At 52.9% G+C, this 20,186-nt stretch carries 17 protein-coding genes and 1 other RNA gene; 9 read left to right on the top strand and 9 right to left on the bottom strand.

What is annotated here, in order from left to right:
• Window positions 1–205 precede the first annotated feature (205 nt).
• From HMPREF2625_RS10015 to HMPREF2625_RS10005, 3 genes are all read left to right on the top strand, one after another.
• Window positions 206–1,441 carry a DUF4190 domain-containing protein gene (locus tag HMPREF2625_RS10015; RefSeq protein WP_070524270.1) on the top strand — a complete coding sequence of 412 codons (1,236 nt, stop codon included), beginning with the start codon at window positions 206–208 and terminating at the stop codon, window positions 1,439–1,441.
• A 234-nt stretch (window positions 1,442–1,675) separates the two neighbouring features.
• Window positions 1,676–2,049: a transfer-messenger RNA gene (gene ssrA, locus HMPREF2625_RS10010) on the top strand.
• Between the two features lie 213 nt (window positions 2,050–2,262).
• Window positions 2,263–2,922 (top strand): hypothetical protein, encoded by a 660-nt coding sequence (locus tag HMPREF2625_RS10005; protein ID WP_246826782.1) that lies wholly within the window; start codon window positions 2,263–2,265, stop codon window positions 2,920–2,922.
• 139 nt (window positions 2,923–3,061) lie between these two features.
• Here HMPREF2625_RS10005 and HMPREF2625_RS10000 read toward each other — a convergent pair whose 3' ends face one another.
• The 8 genes from HMPREF2625_RS10000 to HMPREF2625_RS09970 form a co-directional block, all read right to left on the bottom strand.
• Window positions 3,062–3,874 carry an inositol monophosphatase family protein gene (locus HMPREF2625_RS10000; RefSeq protein WP_013397394.1) on the bottom strand — a complete coding sequence of 271 codons (813 nt, stop codon included), beginning with the start codon at window positions 3,872–3,874 and terminating at the stop codon, window positions 3,062–3,064.
• A gap of 68 nt (window positions 3,875–3,942) precedes the next feature.
• Entirely contained in the window at window positions 3,943–5,085 is a 1,143-nt protein-coding gene (rsgA, locus tag HMPREF2625_RS09995; protein ID WP_070524267.1) for a ribosome small subunit-dependent GTPase A, read from the bottom strand.
• Window positions 5,064–6,482 (bottom strand): 3-phosphoshikimate 1-carboxyvinyltransferase, encoded by a 1,419-nt coding sequence (gene aroA / locus HMPREF2625_RS09990; RefSeq protein ID WP_083295671.1) that lies wholly within the window; start codon window positions 6,480–6,482, stop codon window positions 5,064–5,066. Before aroA ends, rsgA begins: the two co-directional genes overlap by 22 nt.
• 279 nt (window positions 6,483–6,761) lie before the next feature.
• Window positions 6,762–7,052: a mycothiol system anti-sigma-R factor gene (gene rsrA / locus HMPREF2625_RS09985; RefSeq protein WP_070524266.1), complete on the bottom strand. Its 291-nt coding sequence runs from the start codon at window positions 7,050–7,052 to the stop codon at window positions 6,762–6,764.
• Window positions 7,053–7,088: 36 nt separating this feature from the next.
• Complete coding sequence (locus tag HMPREF2625_RS09980; RefSeq protein WP_041321511.1) at window positions 7,089–7,730, bottom strand: sigma-70 family RNA polymerase sigma factor; 642 nt, start codon at window positions 7,728–7,730, stop codon at window positions 7,089–7,091.
• Window positions 7,731–7,933: 203 nt separating this feature from the next.
• The gene (locus HMPREF2625_RS11185) at window positions 7,934–8,008 is read right to left on the bottom strand and encodes a 50S ribosomal protein bL37 (protein ID WP_095343185.1); all 75 of its coding nucleotides are present in this window, start codon (window positions 8,006–8,008) and stop codon (window positions 7,934–7,936) included.
• A 197-nt stretch (window positions 8,009–8,205) separates the two neighbouring features.
• Complete coding sequence (locus tag HMPREF2625_RS09975; RefSeq protein ID WP_013397390.1) at window positions 8,206–8,802, bottom strand: GDSL-type esterase/lipase family protein; 597 nt, start codon at window positions 8,800–8,802, stop codon at window positions 8,206–8,208.
• Window positions 8,803–9,041: 239 nt separating this feature from the next.
• Window positions 9,042–12,872, bottom strand: coding sequence for a multifunctional oxoglutarate decarboxylase/oxoglutarate dehydrogenase thiamine pyrophosphate-binding subunit/dihydrolipoyllysine-residue succinyltransferase subunit (locus HMPREF2625_RS09970; protein WP_070524264.1), 3,831 nt, complete (start codon window positions 12,870–12,872; stop codon window positions 9,042–9,044).
• A 365-nt stretch (window positions 12,873–13,237) separates the two neighbouring features.
• Between HMPREF2625_RS09970 and HMPREF2625_RS09965 the strand changes: the two genes are divergently transcribed.
• The 5 genes from HMPREF2625_RS09965 (at window position 13,238) to HMPREF2625_RS09945 (ending at window position 18,742) form a co-directional block, all read left to right on the top strand.
• Window positions 13,238–14,590: a hemolysin family protein gene (locus HMPREF2625_RS09965; RefSeq protein ID WP_070524263.1), complete on the top strand. Its 1,353-nt coding sequence runs from the start codon at window positions 13,238–13,240 to the stop codon at window positions 14,588–14,590.
• Window positions 14,587–15,681 carry a hemolysin family protein gene (locus tag HMPREF2625_RS09960; RefSeq protein WP_070524261.1) on the top strand — a complete coding sequence of 365 codons (1,095 nt, stop codon included), beginning with the start codon at window positions 14,587–14,589 and terminating at the stop codon, window positions 15,679–15,681. The genes HMPREF2625_RS09965 and HMPREF2625_RS09960 overlap by 4 nt, the downstream gene beginning before the upstream one ends.
• Window positions 15,682–15,839: 158 nt before the next feature.
• The gene (locus tag HMPREF2625_RS09955; RefSeq protein ID WP_238789001.1) at window positions 15,840–16,808 is read left to right on the top strand and encodes a metal ABC transporter solute-binding protein, Zn/Mn family; all 969 of its coding nucleotides are present in this window, start codon (window positions 15,840–15,842) and stop codon (window positions 16,806–16,808) included.
• Window positions 16,809–17,795: a metal ABC transporter ATP-binding protein gene (locus tag HMPREF2625_RS09950; protein WP_070524252.1), complete on the top strand. Its 987-nt coding sequence runs from the start codon at window positions 16,809–16,811 to the stop codon at window positions 17,793–17,795.
• Complete coding sequence (locus tag HMPREF2625_RS09945; RefSeq protein WP_037231044.1) at window positions 17,792–18,742, top strand: metal ABC transporter permease; 951 nt, start codon at window positions 17,792–17,794, stop codon at window positions 18,740–18,742. Before HMPREF2625_RS09950 ends, HMPREF2625_RS09945 begins: the two co-directional genes overlap by 4 nt.
• A 118-nt stretch (window positions 18,743–18,860) precedes the next feature.
• Here HMPREF2625_RS09945 and HMPREF2625_RS09940 read toward each other — a convergent pair whose 3' ends face one another.
• Complete coding sequence (locus HMPREF2625_RS09940; RefSeq protein ID WP_037231042.1) at window positions 18,861–19,325, bottom strand: Fur family transcriptional regulator; 465 nt, start codon at window positions 19,323–19,325, stop codon at window positions 18,861–18,863.
• Window positions 19,326–19,518: 193 nt separating this feature from the next.
• On the opposite strand from HMPREF2625_RS09940, the gene HMPREF2625_RS09935 reads away from it, so the two are divergent.
• The gene (locus tag HMPREF2625_RS09935; RefSeq protein ID WP_070524250.1) at window positions 19,519–20,178 is read left to right on the top strand and encodes an MBL fold metallo-hydrolase; all 660 of its coding nucleotides are present in this window, start codon (window positions 19,519–19,521) and stop codon (window positions 20,176–20,178) included.
• Window positions 20,179–20,186: the final 8 nt, after the last annotated feature.

Genomic DNA, 20,186 nt, shown 5'->3' with positions numbered 1-20,186 from the left:
GGGTAGCTTTTTGTTGAGCTACCCACCCCACACGTTTGTGCTTCAAGGATAGTGGAATAGGTGAGATAGAGCATCCTAATTTTTATGAAGTTTAGGGTGTTGTAACCAATGGTTTTCGATATAAAAGTTCGTATAATGAAAGTTGGTACTCAGCAATAACGCCGGGATAACCGACGGCCTCACCGAAGACAAAGGATAGTAAAGCATGTCAGAAAACCTTTACGGTCAGAACAAGCCGCAAGGGCAGTCGCAACAGCCTGGTCAAGATCAGAACTCTCAAAATCAGGATTCACAAGCGCAACAGCAATATCAGGGGCAGGTTCCCCAGAGTAATAGTTCCCAGCAGGGGAACTACCAGGGCAATGGTGCTCAGAACTCATACCAGCAGCAGTACCCTCAGCAGCCGCAACAGGGCTCGGGCAATCAGCATCTTTTCTACGGTGGTCAGGCACAAAATCAGCAGCCTACTCCATCAGCAGGGCAGCCCTCCTATAACACGCAGTACTCTAGCTCCTCGAACATGGTTTCGGGGCAGCAACAGCATTCTGCACCCCAGCATTCTTCGCAGACTGGGCAGAATGCTTCAGGACAGGGCTACGCCTCACAGCAGAGTTATAATTCGGCACAAGGTTACAACCAATATCAGCCGACCCAGGAATCACGGAATTACTCTCAGCAGGGGAACTCTGGCCAGCAGAATAGTAATTCGGCACAGAATTACCAAAATTCTGCGGGATACCAGAACGCCCAGCAACAGGGATCTCCACAGCAGAACAGCTACGGTCAGAGTTCTGCTCGGACGCAGCAGAGCGGATCATCTGTTTATAACGGAAATTCTTCCTACGCTCAGCCACAGCAGCAGGCCCCCTACGGAACTTCTGGTTCCCAACCTGCACAGCAAAATGCTCAGCAGGGCTACGGTCAACAGAATTCTTACTCGCAGACGAGCGGATACCAGAACCAAGCTGTAAATTCGGGATACACAAGTCAGAATCAAAACTATTATGGTGCCCAGAACCAGCAGGGGCAGTACGGGCAGCCCGCCTACGGTTCTTCTCAGTTTGACGCAAATGCTCAGAACGCAGGCGGTCCCTCGCAGGCCGCTCCGGTTATGGCAATTATTTCCTTGGTACTTGGTGTGCTTGCCATTGTGAGCGGATGGTTCATCGTCGGAGGTCTGCTCGGTATTGGCGCTATTGTTTTGGGCGCTCTGGGGCTTCGCCAGTCACGTCAGCTGGGCAAGGGTAAGGGAATGTCGATTGCCGGTATTATTACCGGTGGCGTGGGTATCATCGTAGCTATTATCGCGACTATCCTTTTTGTGCTGGGGCAGCAGACTCTTCAGGAATGCCAGAAGGTCGGTACTCCGGATGGTAACGGCAACAAGGTCTGCCAGGTGGGGGATAACCCCGATAGCCGTATGACTGTTCCTGCTCAGTAGCGGCAGGTAGCGGTTTTTCGCTGAATGAAGGGGGCGGAGCATCTCGTTACGGATGTGTTCCGCCCCCTGTGCATAAGTAAAATAATGCTGGTGTGTTGGTAGTAAAAGAACCTGGTGGTTGTGTAGAGACAGACCCTCTGATATAGTTAACCGTTACCATCGCGAGCGGTATACTGTGTGTCTCAAGGCAATGCAGAGAACGTTTGTAGATGGTGCTTTTTGATAAAAGTATAGGGGGATGATCGGTTTCGACGATGTGAGTCGAGATGGGTGAAGCGTGCCGAGGACGCAGGGTTATCTCGTTAACGCCCTCTGCAAAAAAATAAGTGCAAAATCTAAGCGCACTGACTTCGCACTCGCTGCCTAAGCGCGAGTTGCAGTCTGTCGGTCTGAGCATGCCTTTGGCTCAGAACCCGGCATCGACTTAAAAGGCCACTGCTGTTAGCCCTCGTCGTAGGGGCTGATGGGACTTTTATTACGAATAGGTTTGTCGATGTAAGTGTTTGTGCAAACATCGGAGCCGAGAAATAGCGCTTTCACAAACTGCGCACGGAGAAGCCCTGTTGAAGCCACATCGGACCGGGGTTCGATTCCCCGCATCTCCACAAAAGCCCTTAAAGGGGCAGGGAACTAAAGCCCGAACCCGATAACTAAGAGCCGCCCACCAGCAGAATCGCTGGTGGGCGGCTCAGTTATATTTGGCCTTTTTCGCGCCGAACAAAATATGGGAAGTATACAACGGCTAAAGCCGCAAGAGCATGATTTTCAGCCCGGAATAACGTAATATCAAGAAAGAAGACTCAGCGTGTATGGAGAAAAAGATGACAGAAAACCCGCGACAGGATCCTATGCCAGATTCAAACACACCTCAGGCATCGTATCCTCAAGCCGAAGCTCCAACGCTACAGGAGGGTCACGATATGCAGAATTCTGCAGCTTCAGGCGCGCCATTGGCGGCTTATGCTTCAGCAACGGATGGTGCGTCTCATCCTCAGGCTCAGCAAGCCGTACCCCCAGTTGGAAACGTGTCTGCCGCCTACGACTTTGGCTACCGTAGGGCTCCTCGCCAATATGAGGTTCCACCCGAGGACAGGCGACCTTACGGGGAACCTACCGGTGAAATTCGCGGACCTGGATATTTCTACTCGATAGGTTCTTTTGCTGCTTCGCTTTGTGGACTCGTACTTACCGGATTTAGTGGCTTTCAGGTACTGGGGATCGCTATACTCCACGACGACTACGACTCTATGGGCTATGGTGCCTATGAATTTACGACAATCTCAAATACCATGCTTCTAGCGTTGGTACCTATAGTTATATCAATATGGCTGGGGATTTTTTCCTTTACTGTGAACAAAGGATGTATTACCCCCATGACGGGCAGGATGCGTGCCTTTGCCTCCCTTGGTATCGTCATGGGAGCCTTAGGAGCTTTAGGAATAGTTGGAAACTTCTTCCTCTACCTTCTTGCGATTTCCTAGAAATTAGCCTGCCAACACGTGCACATTTACCCGTGCACCGAAGCCAAAGCCTATGTAAAAGCCCCGATGGGATTATCACACATAAATCTGGTGACCCGCCGGGGCTTCGCCGTCCCTTACCACAGGGCCCGAAGAATGGTTACTCGGGCGCAAGCTGGCTTATCACAGAACGATGCAAGGTCCCATTAGTAGCCAAAGTACTGGCGGTACCTTCTGCCTGCGCTGTAGCTACTGCATCGTCACCAGCTGCTGTTGTGAAGGTCCCGCCTGCTTCATGCACAAGCGGAACTAGCGCGGCAATATCGTGGAGCGCAACTTGAGCTTCACAAGCAATATCAACAGCCCCTTCGGCCACCAGACAATATGACCAGAAATCACCGTAGGCACGGGAACGGTTAACCGCATGGACTAGCGAGAGAAAATTCTGTTCGAGTTCTAGTCCCTCCCATCCTTTGAACTCGGCATAGGAGAGCGAGGCTCCAGAGACCGTGGGGACGCTCGACACCTGAAGTCGTGTAGCCTGAGTTAGCGATTTGCCTGCGTAGGCGCCTGTACCCTGCGCAGCCCACCACCGTCGCTGTAACGCCGGGGCAGATATAAGACCCATAACCGGTTCACCCTGATCGAGGAGAGCGATGAGTGTGGCCCACACTGGAACACCACGCACAAAATTCTGCGTACCATCAATAGGATCGATAACCCACTGCCTGGCAGCCGTACCTGTTGAGCCTAGCTCTTCACCGATAATACCGTCGCGTGTGCGTACCCGCGAGAGCTGTGCACGCAGAAGTTCCTCGACCTCACGATCCACCTCGGTCACTGGAGTGCCGTCGCTTTTGTGTTCCACGGTAAAAGACCGATCTTTAAACCGGGACATGCTGACGCGATCCACGTTATCCGCCAGGATATGCGCCAGCCTCAAATCATCAGTGTATGACGTCGTAAAGTTCATGAATCTCTCATCAGTCGTCAAATGTTACCGTGTGTGGTCTTAGGAACTTATGTACAGGATACGAGCGATTACACGAGTGCCCCAAGCTCTTTATCGGAATCAGCTTCTTCATCAGGAACAACCTGCAAAAGTTTTCGCAGCGAATCCAAACGCGCCGCACCACTGGCCCCCGCTTTACCCGCCTGCACGTAAGTATTTATACCGCAATCTACCGCTTGAGCCGCATGATGACAGCCCTTAGGGCAGTCCTGCTCGCCAGGAGCCAGATCGGGGAACGCCTGTACAACCTGCTCCGGCGGAACATGAGCCAGTCCAAAAGAACGTATACCCGGAGTATCGATAATCCAGGTTCCGGGTGGTACATGAAGCTCAGGCTTGGATACGGGCTGTAAGGCGAGAGCTGACGAAGATGTATGACGACCCCGCCCCGTAACGGCGTTAACGTGCCCAGTCGCACGGTCCGCACCAGTGAGTGCATTCACCAAAGTAGATTTACCGACCCCCGAATGCCCGAGAAGCACAGATACCTTACCCACAAGCTCTTCGAGAAGCTTATGAACGGGGGCATGCAGAAGACCCTCGGCTCCAGACTCACTCGGGGCTCGACCGTCAGCTGACCCCGAGAGTACAATTTTTAGCCCGGAGGCACTGTAATAATCGAGTAGTTGCTGTGGGTGAGAAACATCGGTTTTTGTAATGCACAAAATAGGCTCTATCCCGGCGTCATATGCAGCGACGACGGCTCGATCAATAAAACCTGTGCGCGGCTGCGGATTCGCAGCAGCAACCACAATGACCAGCTGGTTCGCATTGGCCACCACCACGCGTTCGGTTGTATCCGTGTCATCGGCGCTGCGGCGCAGTACCGAAGAACGCTCTCCCAAACGAACGATGCGCGCTAGGGTGTCTTTTGCGCCGGATATATCGCCGACTACATCTACAAAGTCTCCAGTGACAATGGGGGTACGGCGCAATTCGCGTGCCCGTGCCGCGATAAGAGTCCGTTCCTGTGGGGTGCCTTCATCGACAACTACTGACCACCGACCACGATCGACGGTGACGACGCGACCGCGTATAGCATGCTTGTACCGGGGGCGTTCCTTAGTGCGGGGTCGAGAACCCTTTTTATTGGGGCGAACTCGAACGTCGGATTCATCCCACTCGTCGAAAGACCGGTTTCGGGATGGATTCACGAGCGCGCTCCTTCCCATTGCGAAAGCATTTTTTGCCAAAGCGCTGTGAATTGTGGGAGTGTTTTTGCGGTTGTCTGAACGTTTTCGATGCGCACTCCGGGTTCGTGAAGTCCAATAACCGCCGCGAACGTTGCTACTCGATGGTCTTCATAGGTCTGTACCGTCACAGGAGAGTCTTGAGGCAGACGTCGAACGGGGCGAAGAACGTGAATACCGTCGGCTGTTTCTTCGGCAAGCCCGCCCAAACGGTTAATCTCAGTGACGAGAGCCGCGAGGCGGTCAGTCTCATGCCCACGCAGGTGCCCAATGCCAGTGAGAGTGCTCGGGGAGTCAAGAAGCGCAACGAGAGCGGCAACTGTGGGCGCGAGTTCGCCTGCAGTCTGCAGGTTAAACTCGACCCCGGAAAGCCGGGTTATATCTTCGGGCCCGGTGACTGTGAGCGAACCATTAGAGAATTCAACGGCACCGCCTAAGCGGGGCAGAATGGTACGCCACTCATCACCTCCCTGCGTTGTTCCGGGGGAACCGTCTGCTGTAGGAGCGGGCCAACCGGGAATAGTCACTGAGTTGCCCGTTACCATCGCAGCTGCAAGGAAAGGACCAGCGTTAGAAAGATCCGGTTCAACCGTGACATCAAACCCGGAAATAGCGCTCGGGAATACACGCCAGGCGTATTCATCAGCAACAGCTTTGGCGCGTACCCCCAAGTCACGGAGGGTCTGCAAGGTCATCTCAATATGAGGTATCGAAGGCACGGCATTTCCCCGGTGACGAATCGTTAACCCCTGAGGAAGCCTAGGCGCAATCAAGAGCAGAGCAGATACAAATTGCGATGAAGCCGAAGCATCAATAAAGATCTCTGCGGGAGTACCGGATGCGGCCGCAAGTCCGGGGGAATGCAGGGTGAAAGGCAAGGTATCTACGGAATCATTGCCCGATCGTTCAATACGCGCCCCTAGCTGACGCAGACCATCGCAGAGCGCCGCCATCGGCCGTTTGCGGGCTTGTGGATCACCATCAAAGTTGTAATCACCCGGAAGCAAAGCAGCAAGAGCGGGTACAAAACGCATGACCGTTCCCGCAAGTCCACAATCAATCTTTACCATTGGGGGAGCCGAAGCAAGATTTAGAGGGGTTATAAGAAGATCAGGACCAAACTCCGAGCCTGTCTCGATACGCTCGAACTGGGCTCCGAGTGCCTCTAAAGCGGAAATCATGAGGGCCGAGTCTCGCGAGTGCAGGGGAGAACGCAACCGTGAGGGAGAATCAGCAAGAGCCGCGAGGAGCAGGTAACGGTTGGTGAGCGATTTGGAACCGGGGATGCGCATCCGCGCGCTCATCCCAGGCGCACCCCGGTACGTGGGGGCTTCCCATGCATGTGCCATGGTATTTTGCGCCGTACTCAATTCGCTCATCGGTATAACTCTCTGCCTCCCATAATCTGTCTGGTGTTTGCGCTGGAACTCGCCGGTTCTCTGTACCTGAGGACGCTCTTCTTCGCGCCCATACACTTCAACCATTCTACCGGGTGGGTACCCCAAACGGGTGAGAATCTGGGTAAAACGGTGTATCATTTTTCGCGGTGAACACACAATATTATGCGGGTTTATAGAAGAATAGCGGGGAGAAACCCGGTAGTCGAGTTTTCTCCCCGCCGTAGTATGCCGCGAGCTTAGACCAAGAGCGGTGAAGGCTTAGGCCCTCGCCGAACAAAATTCATCAATATGTTCCAAAAGCTTGGCTTTGAGGGATTCAGGCGCCTGCTCGTCGCACGAAGATTTGATCTTCGCACGCAAAAGGACCTCAAGATCCTTTGCTTCGGCGCAATGCGAGCAAGCATCAAGGTGCCTCTGAATTTCTTGTATTTCCTCAGCGGTGAGAGCACCGTCAAGATATTCATAAAGGTTTTTAAGTGTTGTGGAACAGGGGTTGCCGCCACAATCTTCGGTAAGTGCCGTGCTATTCTCGGGTGTTTGCTCTTCCATAGCAGACTCCTTTCTTCCGAGTTTATAAAACTGAGCCTATTTCTTCTTCGCCGCTTTTGCTTCGACCTTTGCGATAGTCGAAGGGCGTAAACCATTCTCGCGAGCATAATCCAGTAATTTTTCGCGCAGAATGCGACGTCCGCGGTGCAGCCGCGACATGACCGTTCCTAATGGAATATCCATAATCTCGGCGATCTCTTTATATGAGAACCCCTCGACGTCGGAGTAGTACACAACCATGCGGAAGTCTTCGGTGAGTGAGGCGAGAGCCTGCCGTACTTCGGTGTCCGGGAGCGCATCCAGAGCCTCCATCTCGGCTGAGCGTAGCCCTGAAGCGTCATGAGCGCCCGCTTGGGCTAACTGCCAGTCTTCGACGGATTCCGTATGGGCCTGCTGTGGCTCTCGCTGGCGTTTACGGTACAGATTAATGTACGTATTGGTCAGAATACGGTACAGCCACGCCTTGAGATTGGTACCTTGCCTGTACTGGTGAAAAGAGGCAAAGGCTTTCGTATACGTCTCTTGAACGAGGTCTTCGGCATCTGCCGGATTCCTGCTCATGCGTAAGGCAGCGGCATAAAGCTGATCGACGTATTGCATGGCATCCGCAGTGAAGCGCTCACGTAATTCACGAGGTGTGAGAGTCGCCGTCGCTTCTGCGGCGTTGGACTCGCTCATAGGTGCTCTTTTCTGTCGTGTAATGACTTTCGGGGGGCCTGTGTACAGCATACCTTCGTGTGAGGCTTCGGGGAATGTAACGGCTCGCTCGAATGAATTATTCCCGGTATCCGCAGTACGATCATTAGCTGAAAGGCCAGATAATTCGATAAAGCAAAACCCCGGTGAAAGACCACCGGGGTTCTTACGTATAGCAAGATACCTTATGCGTTGGGGCGCTTACCGTGGTTTGCGCCGCCTTTACGACGGTCCTTGCGCTTACGACCGCGCTTGCTCATAGGAGCCTCCTTCAGAATTGTGAACCTCTGCTCAAAGAAAGCCAGCGAGGTTCTAAACTAACCGCCCCGAGTCTTAGCACAGGCTTAAACGCATAGGGCAACGCCGTCTATTTTTTCATAGAAACGGCTTGAATGCATCTTACCAACAGGCTGATGCGAAAAATATGGAGATCTAGATACTCTGTCTGCGTAAGATCTTACTGCTCGGGAAGGTTAAGCCAGCTGTACCAACCGCGGTGGAGCACAAGCCACGCCATGAGACCGTATCCAGACTGCCCCGGACGCCCATCATTAGCGGCCAGATCATTGCGCCATTGTTCGTGGTGCAAAAGAGGGTTGAACGTATCGACATACACGTGATTACGGCGGGTTACTACATCTGCATAAGCCGCCGAAAGATCAGCGATGCGGCGGTTACGCTCCGGGTCGAGAGTCGGGGGAGGGCCCACCACAAGTACACGGATGCTGTTCTGAGACGCCATGTCTACCATATTGGCAAGATTCAAGCGTGAACGTGCACTGGTGAGTCCCAAATCAATGTCAAAAGTTGAGGGAGCTATGACCAAACGATTATCGGCACCGGGAAGGAACCTGCGGCGTGCCTCATCAAACCATCGAGTGCTCAGCTGCTCGCTTCCTTCATTCGGGGCGGCGAGATTATAGGCTGAAATGGATGCACTAGTTTGCGGGGTACGTGCCATCACGCGACCAAACCAACCTAGGGTGCGGGGGTCACCGACACCGGCGAGCAGGTCGTCTCCAACCGCTACAAGTCGAATATTGCGTTGCTCCACGGGGTTCTTTCTTCCGTTGATATCTTGCGTCTGCAGTACGTAAACGCTCTGTCCTTTTGTTTAAGCATAAGGTGTTCGAGTTATGTTTTCGAACTCCTCGAAAATTTTTGATCCAATCGTGATGAAAAATCCACTTGAGGCATAGGAAAAGCCCCATCACTACAGTCTTCCACAATCGCACGAGTTATAAAACTCGCTGTGAAGCTACGGTTGTGATGGGGCTTTACACCACAAAGGATTTAGCCTTCGAAGACCTGCTTCATCAGTGCCTCAGCTTCAGCAGCATGGCGTTTACCCGTACCTGCTGCAGGAGATGCCGACGCAGGGCGGGAAACTAAACGCATCCGGTAGTCAATAATTGGCAGCAGGTTCAAAGCCATAAACGGCCACTGACCCTGGTTAGCGGGCTCATCCTGCGCCCATACAATATCGGTGGCGTTCGAGTACAAATCCAGCTGCGCCTTGATCTCTGCCTCGGGCAGGGGGTAAAGCTGCTCAACGGAAACAATAGCGGTCTTCGTATCGCCACGCTTTGCACGCTCAGCCTCAAGATCGTAGTAGAGACGACCAGAGACAAAGACTACACGCTCAACTTGAGCCGGAGTAACACCGGAACGATCCCCAATAACGGGCTGGAACGACCCCTCCGTGAAGTCCTCAATTGAGGACGAAGCAGCCTTCAAACGCAAGAGCTGTTTAGGGCTAATAACCACAAGCGGCTTATACGGGCGGTGCTGTGCGTGACGACGCAACAGGTGGAAATACGATGCCGGGGTAGAAGGCACAGCAACCGTCATATTGTTTTCAGCGCACAACTGCAGGTACCGCTCTATACGTGCTGATGAGTGGTCCGGGCCCTGCCCCTCATAACCGTGGGGGAGCAGAAGAACCAGCGAAGAACGCTGACCCCACTTCTGTTCAGACGATGAGACGAACTCGTCGATAATCGTCTGGGCACCGTTCGCAAAGTCACCGAACTGGGCCTCCCACACCACCATCGAATCGGGACGTTCAACCGAGTATCCATACTCGAAGCCTATGACACCGTACTCAGACAGAAGTGAATTGTAGATACGTAGCTTGCCCTGATGATCCGAGAGATGCTGCAGCGGTGACCATTCGTCATCGGTGAGATGATCATGTAGCACCGCGTGACGCTGCACAAAGGTACCGCGTTGAACGTCTTGGCCGCTCATACGCACATCGGTGCCTTCCATGAGCAGAGAGCCAAAGGCCAGAAGCTCGCCCATGCCCCAATTGACCTTGCCGTTTGTGCCCATCTCAACACGCTGTTCACACAGTTTCTTGAGCTTCTTGTGAACCGTAAAGCCCTCGGGAACTTCGCCGAATGCTTTTGCGATGTGCTCGAAGGTATCGCGAGAGATCGCGGTGTTACCGCCATGAACAATTTCGGTGCTCTGCTGAGAAGCCGGCAGCTCAAGCCCAGCGACGTTGGGGGTCTCAGGAGCGGGTACGGCCGCTTGGGTCTCGCTGAAAATCGCATCCAGCTTCGAGTGGTATGCACTCAATGCCTCATCTGCTTCTTCTTGGGTGATATCGCCGCGACCCACCAGAGCCTCTGCATACTTGGTGCGGGTCGAAGGCATATTATCGATCACCTGGTACATCTTCGGCTGAGTCATCGACGGGTCATCAGCCTCGTTGTGGCCACGGCGACGGTAGCAGAGTAAATCAATTACGGCATCGCGGCCAAAGCGCTCGCGATACTCGAATGCGAGACGACCTGCCCGAACTACGGCCTCGGGGTCGTCGGCGTTTACGTGGAAGACAGGCGCCTTGGTCATCCGAGCAATATCGGTTGCGTTGGTGGCGGTACGGCCATCCTTCGGAGATGTTGTGAAGCCGATCTGGTTATTCACCACGATGTGTACGGTACCGCCGGTAGTGTAGCCACGCAGATTAGCCATCTGCAAGGTTTCCATGACGATACCCTGTGCGGCAAACGCGGCGTCACCATGAATCAAGATGGGCAGAATGGGATGACCTTCGACACCCTGGTCGTTAAGAACATCCTGCTTGGCGCGCACGATGCCTTCCAAAACGGTGTTAACAGCCTCCAAATGTGAAGGATTAGCAGCCAAATACACCTGAGTCTGCTTGCCTGAGGTAGAGGTGAACGTGCCCTCGGTGCCAAGGTGGTATTTCACATCGCCAGAACCACCTTCATATGGTGCCGCAGTACCGCTGAACTCACGGAAAATCTGGGCGTAAGACTTACCCGCAATGTTGGTCAGAACATTGAGGCGGCCACGATGCGCCATACCGATGGCGACCCCGTGCATATTATTATCTGCCGCCTTGTTGATGATCGCATCCAGCAGAGGGATGAGCGACTCTCCGCCTTCGAGTGAGAAACGCTTCTGACCCAGGTATTTGGTCTGCAGGAAGGTCTCAAAGGCCTCGGCCTCAACAAGCTTCTCCAGAACATGCATCAGACGTTCGCGGCTAGGCTTGCTGTAGCCATGCTCTAGCTTCTCTTGGAACCATTCACGGGCTTTACGGTCTTCCATGTACATGTACTCGACCGCGAGAGTACCCGCATATGCCTCACGTAGACGCGCCAGAATAGTACGCAAAGGAAGCTGTTCTTTGTCGCCAAACCCTCCCGTAGGCCATACTCGATCCAGATCCCACAGAGTCAGACCGTAGCTTTCTACGTTCAAATCGGGGTTTGAATGTAGCTGGTAGCCCACTGGGTTGGTGCGGGCGATAAGGTGACCGTGCACGCGGTACGCGTGGATAAGCTGCTGAATGCGGGCGACCTTAGAAACCTCAGTATCAGGATTAACCTGATTATCCTGGCTCCATCGAACAGGTTCGAAGGGAATTTGAATAGCCTGGAAGATTTCGTCATAGAATCCTTCGGCGCCTAAGAGGTAGCTCTCTACTATCTTAAGGAATTCGCCGGAACCAGCACCTTGAATAACGCGGTGGTCATAGGTGCTCGTAAGGGTAATAATCTTGGAAATAGCGTGCTGGGCTACCATCGTCTCCGCCACGCCGCGGAACTCAGCAGGGTATTCAAGAGCACCCACACCGATAATTGCGGCCTGCCCTTTCGAAAGACGAGGAACAGAGTGTACGGTACCGATACCGCCAGGGTTCGTGAGAGTAACCGTAGTTCCCTGGAAATCTTCCAGCCCAAGCTGACCTGCACGACCACGTTTGACGATATCGTCGTAGGCCTGCCAGAACTCCAAGAAGCTCAAGGTCTGTGCACCCTTGATATTCGGAACCACGAGGTTGCGGGAGCCATCAGGGCGGGGCAGATCGATAGCCAGACCGAAGTTCACGTTCGCATTGTGAATAGCAATCGGTTTGCCTTTTTCATCATGACCGTAGGTGACGTTCATTGAAGGCATGGCAGCGAGCGCACGAATAACGGCGTACCCAATGATGTGCGTGAAAGAAATCTTGCCGCCGCGGGTTCGAGCCAAATAAGCGTTGATGGCAGAACGGTTTTCAATCAGCAGCTTAGCTGGTACCGCGCGCACCGTCGTAGCGGTTGGAACGGTGAGCGAGTCTTCCATGTTGGCGGCAACAGCTTTAGCCGGTCCGCGTAGGGGCACAATTTTATCTTCTACAGGTTCCACGTTTTCTGCCTTTGATGAGGTTTTAGGAGCGGGTGATGCTGTCGACTTTATTGGTGCGGCAGGCTGAGGCTCCGGGGTAGTAATAGATGCTGCAGCGGCTGGAGCAGAAGGTGTCGCCTCGGCTTTTTGGGTAGCTGTTACCGGGGCGGAGGCCGTCGGAGTTCCTTGAAGGGCCTTATCAATGGACTGAAAAATGGGCCACCACGAAGGATCCACGAGATTTTTGTCTTGCTGATAACGTTCATATTGTTCTTCGACGAACCATTCGTTACCGGCAAATTCCTCAGGTACCAGGTGATCTGGCAGATTTGGCACTGTAAACGCCTCTTCCTTGACTGTGAATTTATCCGTCGCGTCCGGAGAAATCCGGCACAGACGACCCGCATCTTCGAGGGGCGAATCATCACGCTGAGTATAAGTTGGCTTTGTGTGTGCCTCTTCAAGTCTCGCACACATTGCGGACTGCAAGAGCTGCAGCGCACCAAATACTCTATAACCTAGTTTAGTGAGAACTCACTCGAACTTTCCAGCTGAACCCGGCGGATACGGTGAGTTGTTCTTCACGGGAACACGCTTGTAGGAAGGCAAAACATGCCTTGAGGGTGGGTAAGTTCTGCGAGATATTGTGCTCATGGGAGCTTATGCATCTCTGTTTTACATTGATATCTAAAGGAAAGCGTAGCGACCACTGCAAAATTGCCTTAAACATTCGCTAGAATATGGGCTATGGATGACCCCTTCAGTTACCCCAATACAGACTGTCGAATATTACACTTTTATGACGCTCGTCGTCCTGATGACGTTGGGTGCGCGGTGAACGCATGAACTTTATACTTCTTGCTCTCGGCATCGCACTCATTCTAGGAACCGGTTTCTTCGTAGCTGTCGAATTCTCACTTGTGGCGCTTGAGACCGCGACCGTGTATCAAGAACGGGAAAAAGGTGATACTCGCGCTAACGCCGTTCTTCAATGCTTACGTACTCTCTCAACACAGCTTTCAAGTTGCCAAATTGGCATTACGATCACGACTCTGCTCACGGGGTACACACTTGACGCTTCCATTAATGCGTTAACCGCTGGATTTATCTCTTCGTGGGGTCTTCCTAGGGCTGTAACTTCCACCCTGACCCTTGTGCTTGCTATGGGAATTGCCACCCTGCTATCGATGCTCCTCGGTGAACTGGTGCCTAAAGGCCTTGCGATCGCTGAACCCTACCGGGTGGCGCGGCAAGTCGCGCCTGCGCAGCTTATATTTACGCGCATCATGAAACCTGTGGTCGTCGTGATGAACGGGTCTGCCAATAGGATTCTTCGTCTCTTCGGCATGGAGGCTCAGGAGGAACTTTCTGCTGCCCGCAGTCCCGAAGAGCTTTCGGCAATGGTGCGTCGCTCTGCGGAGCAGGGAACCTTGGATTCAGATACGGCTCGATTTGTGGATCGCACGCTTAGTTTTGCTGAACTTACCGCTTCCGAGGTGATGACTCCGCGAGGGCGGGTTACGATGCTCGAAGATACGGCGCCCGTAACAGAGGTTATAGAGCAGGCCCGTGCGACCGGGCATTCGCGTTTTCCTCTCTATCGTGGAGATCATGACAATATTGTGGGCGTTATCCATGTGAAGAAAGCTGTCGGGGTTCCAACCGATGTGCGTGAAACCCTGGAAGCCGGTGCATTGGCTGATGACGTGCTGCAGGTTCCTGAAACGCTGCACGTGGATGCGCTTCTTACTCAGCTGCGTGAAGGAGCATTACAACTTGCCGTCGTCCTCGACGAATACGGCGGAACATCGGGAATTGTGACTCTTGAAGACCTTGTTGAAGAAATTGTGGGTGAAGTATCCGATGAGCACGATCAAGGGCGAACGGAACGGCCTCTACGTTTTGGTAACGGCGACTGGGTGTTCTCAGGATTGCGTCGCCCGAATGAGGTTAACGAATTTATTCCCGGTGTCATCGCCGAGCATCCTTCCTACGAAACCGTGGGCGGTTTTATGATGGAGCAGCTGGGGCGCATACCTGAACAGGGTGACCAGGTACCGATCCCTGGCGGTATTCTGCGCGTAGACTATATTGAAGGACGCCGGGTAGACCGCATCCGCTTTATCCCCGACAGCATCGGGGAAGGGCTCGTATCGCAGCCAGCGGTTTTGCAGAATCGGCAGGTGCGCTCATGAATGACTGGATAGCTATAGCACTCCTCGTTATTTTGCTTATCGGCAATGCATTTTTTGTTGCGGGTGAGTTTGCCATCATGTCTACCCGCCGAGCCCAAATAGAGCCCCTGGCGGATGGGGGAAGTAAACGCGCAAAAGTGGTGCTCTACGCACTGGAACGCGTCTCTCTGATGTTGGCTACCTGCCAGTTGGGTATTACGATTTGTTCTCTGCTGATTCTGAACGTTTCCGAACCTGCTCTGCACCATCTGCTGGGGTCACCTTTAGAGTTACTTGGTCTTCCGCACACCACGGTCGATATTCTTGCCTTCGTCGTTACCCTTATCGTGGTGACGTATCTGCACGTTATTTTTGGTGAAATGGTGCCGAAAAATGCTGCGGTTACTCTAGCAGCCCGCGGTATTGCCCTGTGGATTGTTCCTACGTTGGTACAGGTTTCGCATGTTTTTGCTCCCATCGTGGCGTTTCTTAACGGTATGTCAAACATGCTTTTACGCTGGATGCGGGTGGATATTAAAGACGAGGTCGCCTCTACCTTTACCCTAGGCGAGCTACAGTCTATCGTTGCCCAATCCACGGCAGAAGGCACCGTCGAGGACGATGCCGGCGTTATCGGCGGCGCTCTCGAATTTAGCGGGAAGCATGTTTCTGAGATTATGGTAAGTCGGGACAACGTGCATACACTGCCCTTCGGATGTACTCCGGCAGAGGTAGAACACGCCGTAGCACGCACCGGATATTCTCGTTTTCCCGTCCACGATGAAGCCGGAATCTATATGGGGTACCTGCACCTCAAGGACGCCCTAGATGTAGCCCCTGAACGCACAGACCAGCCCTTTCCCTGGTATAAACTGCGGTCTTTGACCGTTCTAACACCGACGACCGAAATTGACGATGCGCTCGCCACCATGCAGCAGAATCGCTCGCATCTGGCGCAGGTCGTAGACACTTCGGGCACATTATTAGGTGTGGTCTTTATGGAAGATGTGATCGAAGAGCTTGTGGGCGAAATTCGTGATACGACACAGGACTCGAAGCGGCGTAAAGCCGGCACATCGCACTCTGAAGGGATAAGCCAAGATGAACAATAAAGAGTTGTTTATACGGTATATGGCGTGTTTTAGTGGTAATGCATCAGCAAACCCGGCGCGTCGTAATTGAAAATCGTTTTCACCTTGCGTAGCCTGGTAAAACTCGCTCGGAAAATATTCGCGCCGCAGTCGAAAGAAGAAATAACATGAAAAAACTCATGAGCACCATAACGGTATTGGCTGGAGTATCTCTCATGGTGAGTGGCTGCTCAACCGCTAACTCGGGTTCCAACGGGTCATCAGGCAACGACGGCGGGAAAGTAAAAGTTGTTGCAACCACTGACGTTTATGCCGATATTGTCAAGCAGGTGGGAGGGGACAACGTAGACGTTACCCCCATTATTGCGTCAACTAGCACTGACCCTCACTCCTATGAAGCAACCGCAGCAGACCGTGTTAAAACGAAGGACGCAGGTCTTGTTGTCGTCAATGGAGGCGGATACGACCAGTTCCTTGAAGATATGGCAGGCAAAGACAATAGCTCACAGAAGGTTGTCAATGCCGTCAAGCTGAGCGGGAAACTAACTGACAGCGAATATGATCATCTCGCCGAAGACCACAAGGACGGTCATCATGATCATGAAGACGGTGAAGAACATAAACACGCCCACGAGTTTAACGAACACCTCTGGTACGACTTCGACACCATGAAGAAAGTTGCCACCGAAGTAGCAGAAGACTTGGCACAGCTGGATTCCGCGCACGCGGACTCCTACCGTGAAAATGCTAAGAAACTCGGCACAGAACTTGATACTCTGGACTCCTCAGCGAAGAAGATTAACGGTAAGGGCAAGAAATATATTTCAACCGAACCTGTGCCGGATTACCTGATTGCCTCCACGGGAGCCGAGAATGCAACCCCTGAGGAATTTGCGGAATCTATCGAAGCTGAGAAAGACGTTCCGGCACTTGTGCTTAAGGAAACCCAAGATTTGGTGACTGAGAAGCAGGTCTCCCTGGTGGCATACAATGAGCAAACCGAAACCTCACAGACCAAAGAGGTGCTTCAAACGGCTAAAGACGCGGGGGTTGCCCATGTTTCCTTTACCGAAACTCTCCCCGAAAACACCGATTACCTGTCGTGGATGAAGACGAACGTTTCAAATCTCGAAAAGGCACTTTCCTAAGTGAAAAATACGACACCGTCAGGCACCCCCGTGATAGAAATACGCGGGGGTAGCCTCGCTTTTGGCACCCGTATCCTTTGGAATGACCTCAACCTGTCCATTGCTCAAGGAGAATATTTCGCGGTCCTTGGGCCGAACGGTTCCGGAAAATCCACGTTCCTCAAAGTAGCCCTCGGACTCACCGTGATGAATACCGGCACAATCTCTGTTCTGGGTAAGCCGGCCCGCGCCGGAAACCCCGGCGTAGGCTACATTCCCCAGCAAAAAGCAATCGACCCATCAACCCCGATGCGTGCCCGCGACCTCGTTGGCTTGGGCATCGACGGTCACCGCTGGGGAATCCGGTTAGGCGGCAGAAAGTATCGTGCAAAAGTCGATGAACTCTTAGAGGCCGTCGGCGCTTTAGAATACGCCAATGTTCCGGTTGGTCTGCTTTCAGGGGGCGAACAGCAGCGACTGCGCATAGCCCAAGCTCTCGCGAATAACCCCCAAATGCTGCTTGCTGATGAAGCTCTTCTCTCTCTCGACCTGAACCATCAATACGCGGTTGCTGATCTGATTCATCGGTTTAACCGCGATCAGGGTGGCTCTGTTATCTTCGTAACTCACGAGATTAACCCCATCATTGAGCATGTTGATCGCGTCTTATATCTCGCCAACGGGCGATTTACCGTAGGAACTGTACCCGAGGTCATGAACAGCGAAACCCTGAGCGATCTTTATGGAACCCCCATCAACGTGCTGAAATCCAACGGGCGCTACGTTGTGGTAGGGGAGACCCATGCCAGCGACCATTGCCATGTGGTAGGTGGGGAGCAGAACCTTCATGGTGCGCATCAGGACCTTCGAGAAATTGCAGTCGAGACGGATCATGATGCATCCTCGGGCAAACCGGTCAAAACCGCGAGCGCGGCGGGTGCCCTAGAAGATTCTTCTAATACTACGAAATATCACGCCGAGCACAAGGGCGGAGGGACACCCCAATGATTCTTTCCACAGTAATCTCTCCGGTGCTTGCGGCAAGCCAGCAGCAGAACGATTTACTTTCGCGGATTTTTGTTTTCGACCGATACAGCGAACTTGTTCAGCTGTTGCAGAACTCTATTCTTGCGGGTGCAGTCCTCGGTATCATCGGCGGTTTCGTCGGCATGTTTGTTATGATGCGCGATCATGCCTTCGCCGTGCACGGTGTATCTGAAATGTCGTTTGCAGGTGCCGCGCTGGCACTTCTGCTGGGGTACGATGTCATTACCGGGTCAATGATAGGGTCCATTATCTCCGCCTTGCTGATCGGCATGATGGGCGTGAAGAAAAGCGAATCAAACTCGGTCATTGGTGCCCTCATGCCCTTTGGCTTGGGTTTAGGCATTCTCTTTCTCTCGCTCTACCAGGGCAGGAGCGCCAATAAATTCTCGCTTTTAACCGGTCAGATTGTTTCGGTTGACGGCGATCAGCTGAACGCCATGATCGCTGGAGCCATCGTAATTATCGCAATCCTGACTCTGATCTGGCGGCCACTGAGCTTCGCTTCACTCGATCCCGAAGTGGCCCAGGCAAAAGGCGTTCCTATGCGTACCCTATCCCTGGTCTTTATGGTGGTTCTGGGTATCGCTGTAGCGCTTTCGGTTCAGGTCGTTGGCTCCCTGCTGGTGCTGGCCCTCTTGATTACTCCGTCTGCCGCGGCGCTTCAGGTGACTGCATCCCCGCTTAAAGCGCTTATTCTCTCGGTGATTTTTGCGGAAATGGCTATTGTGGGCGGTATTTTGCTTGCGCTTGCTGGTTCGTTACCGATCAGTCCTTATGTCACCAGTGTATCCTTCGTAATTTATCTTATTTGCCGCATTATTGGCGGAATTAGGAGGCGGCACAGTGCATCGGGTCGCATCGCCCGTCAGACACAGGAGGATGCACATCATCACCCTGCGAGCGTCTAGTAGCGACTCTTTCTAGAGAATCTTAAAGTCTGTTGCCCACAACTCAACCAAGAGTTGTGGGCAACAGACTTTAAGAGTAGTGCGTACTCTGCGGGATGAACCAGGATTCAGGTCTTATTTACTGGCGCCCCGTCAACCGATTTTCTTCATCACGGAGTTCCAGAGTGCATTCAGGGCAGTAGCCGGTAACTTCAACTACATGCTCCAATTCCGAGAACCCGTATTTTTTCCCCATATCAAGGGCCCAATCCTCAATAGCGGGTGCCTCAAGCTCCACGGCCTTACCGCAACGGCGGCACAGAAGATGATGATGGTGCGTATCGCCTTGACAATGACGGTAAAGTGACTCGCCTTCGACACCCTTCACGACATCCAGTTCTCCCGAATTAGCGAGAGACTGGAGCACACGGTAGGTCGTCGCCAAAGACACCTGCTCTTTACGGTTAGCTAGGGTGAGGTGCAAATCCTGCGCCGAAATAAAATCGCCCAGTTCGGCCATCGTGGCCTTGATAATGCGGCGCTGCTTGGTGTTGCGCGCCTCTGCCTGTTTCACGATCTTGCGGACGGGAATATGAGTATCCAAAACATAACCTTCCGGGTGGGGCACACCCAAGTAGTATGCGGGTTTGTGAGCCTTTTTAATGACTCTACACTAAAATTTTGCATATCAAGTGCGAGTTATTAATTCTCTCACGTGGTGAAAATTCTAGATTACCCTGTAGTTAGCCATGGTACAGCACTAGAGCAGGCTCGATTCTGGCGAGTAGACTGGAACCATGGAACTGACAAAATATACCCATTCAAGTGTGCGGATGGAGCACGACGGTCATGTACTAGTGTTTGACCCCGGAAATTTCGCGCCTGAGGGAGAACATGCTCAGCTGCTTGATGGCGCGGACTACCTCTTGATTACACACGAGCATCCCGATCATTTCGATGCCGATCGTGTGCTGCCTTTGATCGCCGAAAAGCCACAGTTACGTATTTGGGCGCCGCAAGCTGTCGCAGAGAAAATTCTTGATACCGCGCCAAACGCCCACGTCACCGTTGTATCGGCAGATAGCGAATTTTCGGTGCCCGGTTTTGATGTACAGACCTTTGGCGGTCAGCACGCGCTGATTCACCCTTTGATCCCTACGATCGCCAATATTGGATACCTCATTAACGGTGTTGTGTACCACCCCGGTGATTCCCTCGTGGTGCCACATGGCGTGAAAGCTCCTCATGTGTTGGTGCCGGTGCACGCGCCCTGGAGCAAGGTTCAAGAAGTTATCGATTTTGTGATCGCGGTGGGAGCACGGCATGCGTACCCCATTCACAATGGCATGATTAATGAGAATGGTACGGGAATTATCGAGGGTTTGATTACTACCTTTAGCAACAAGTACGGTACCGAATATTCGCATCTAAACCCCGGTGACACGGTCAAGTTCTAGATTTTGGA

The organism is Rothia sp. HMSC064D08, from assembly GCF_001809525.1.
GTDB lineage: Bacteria > Actinomycetota > Actinomycetes > Actinomycetales > Micrococcaceae > Rothia > Rothia dentocariosa.
This window is presented reverse-complemented; position numbering and strand designations above follow the sequence as displayed.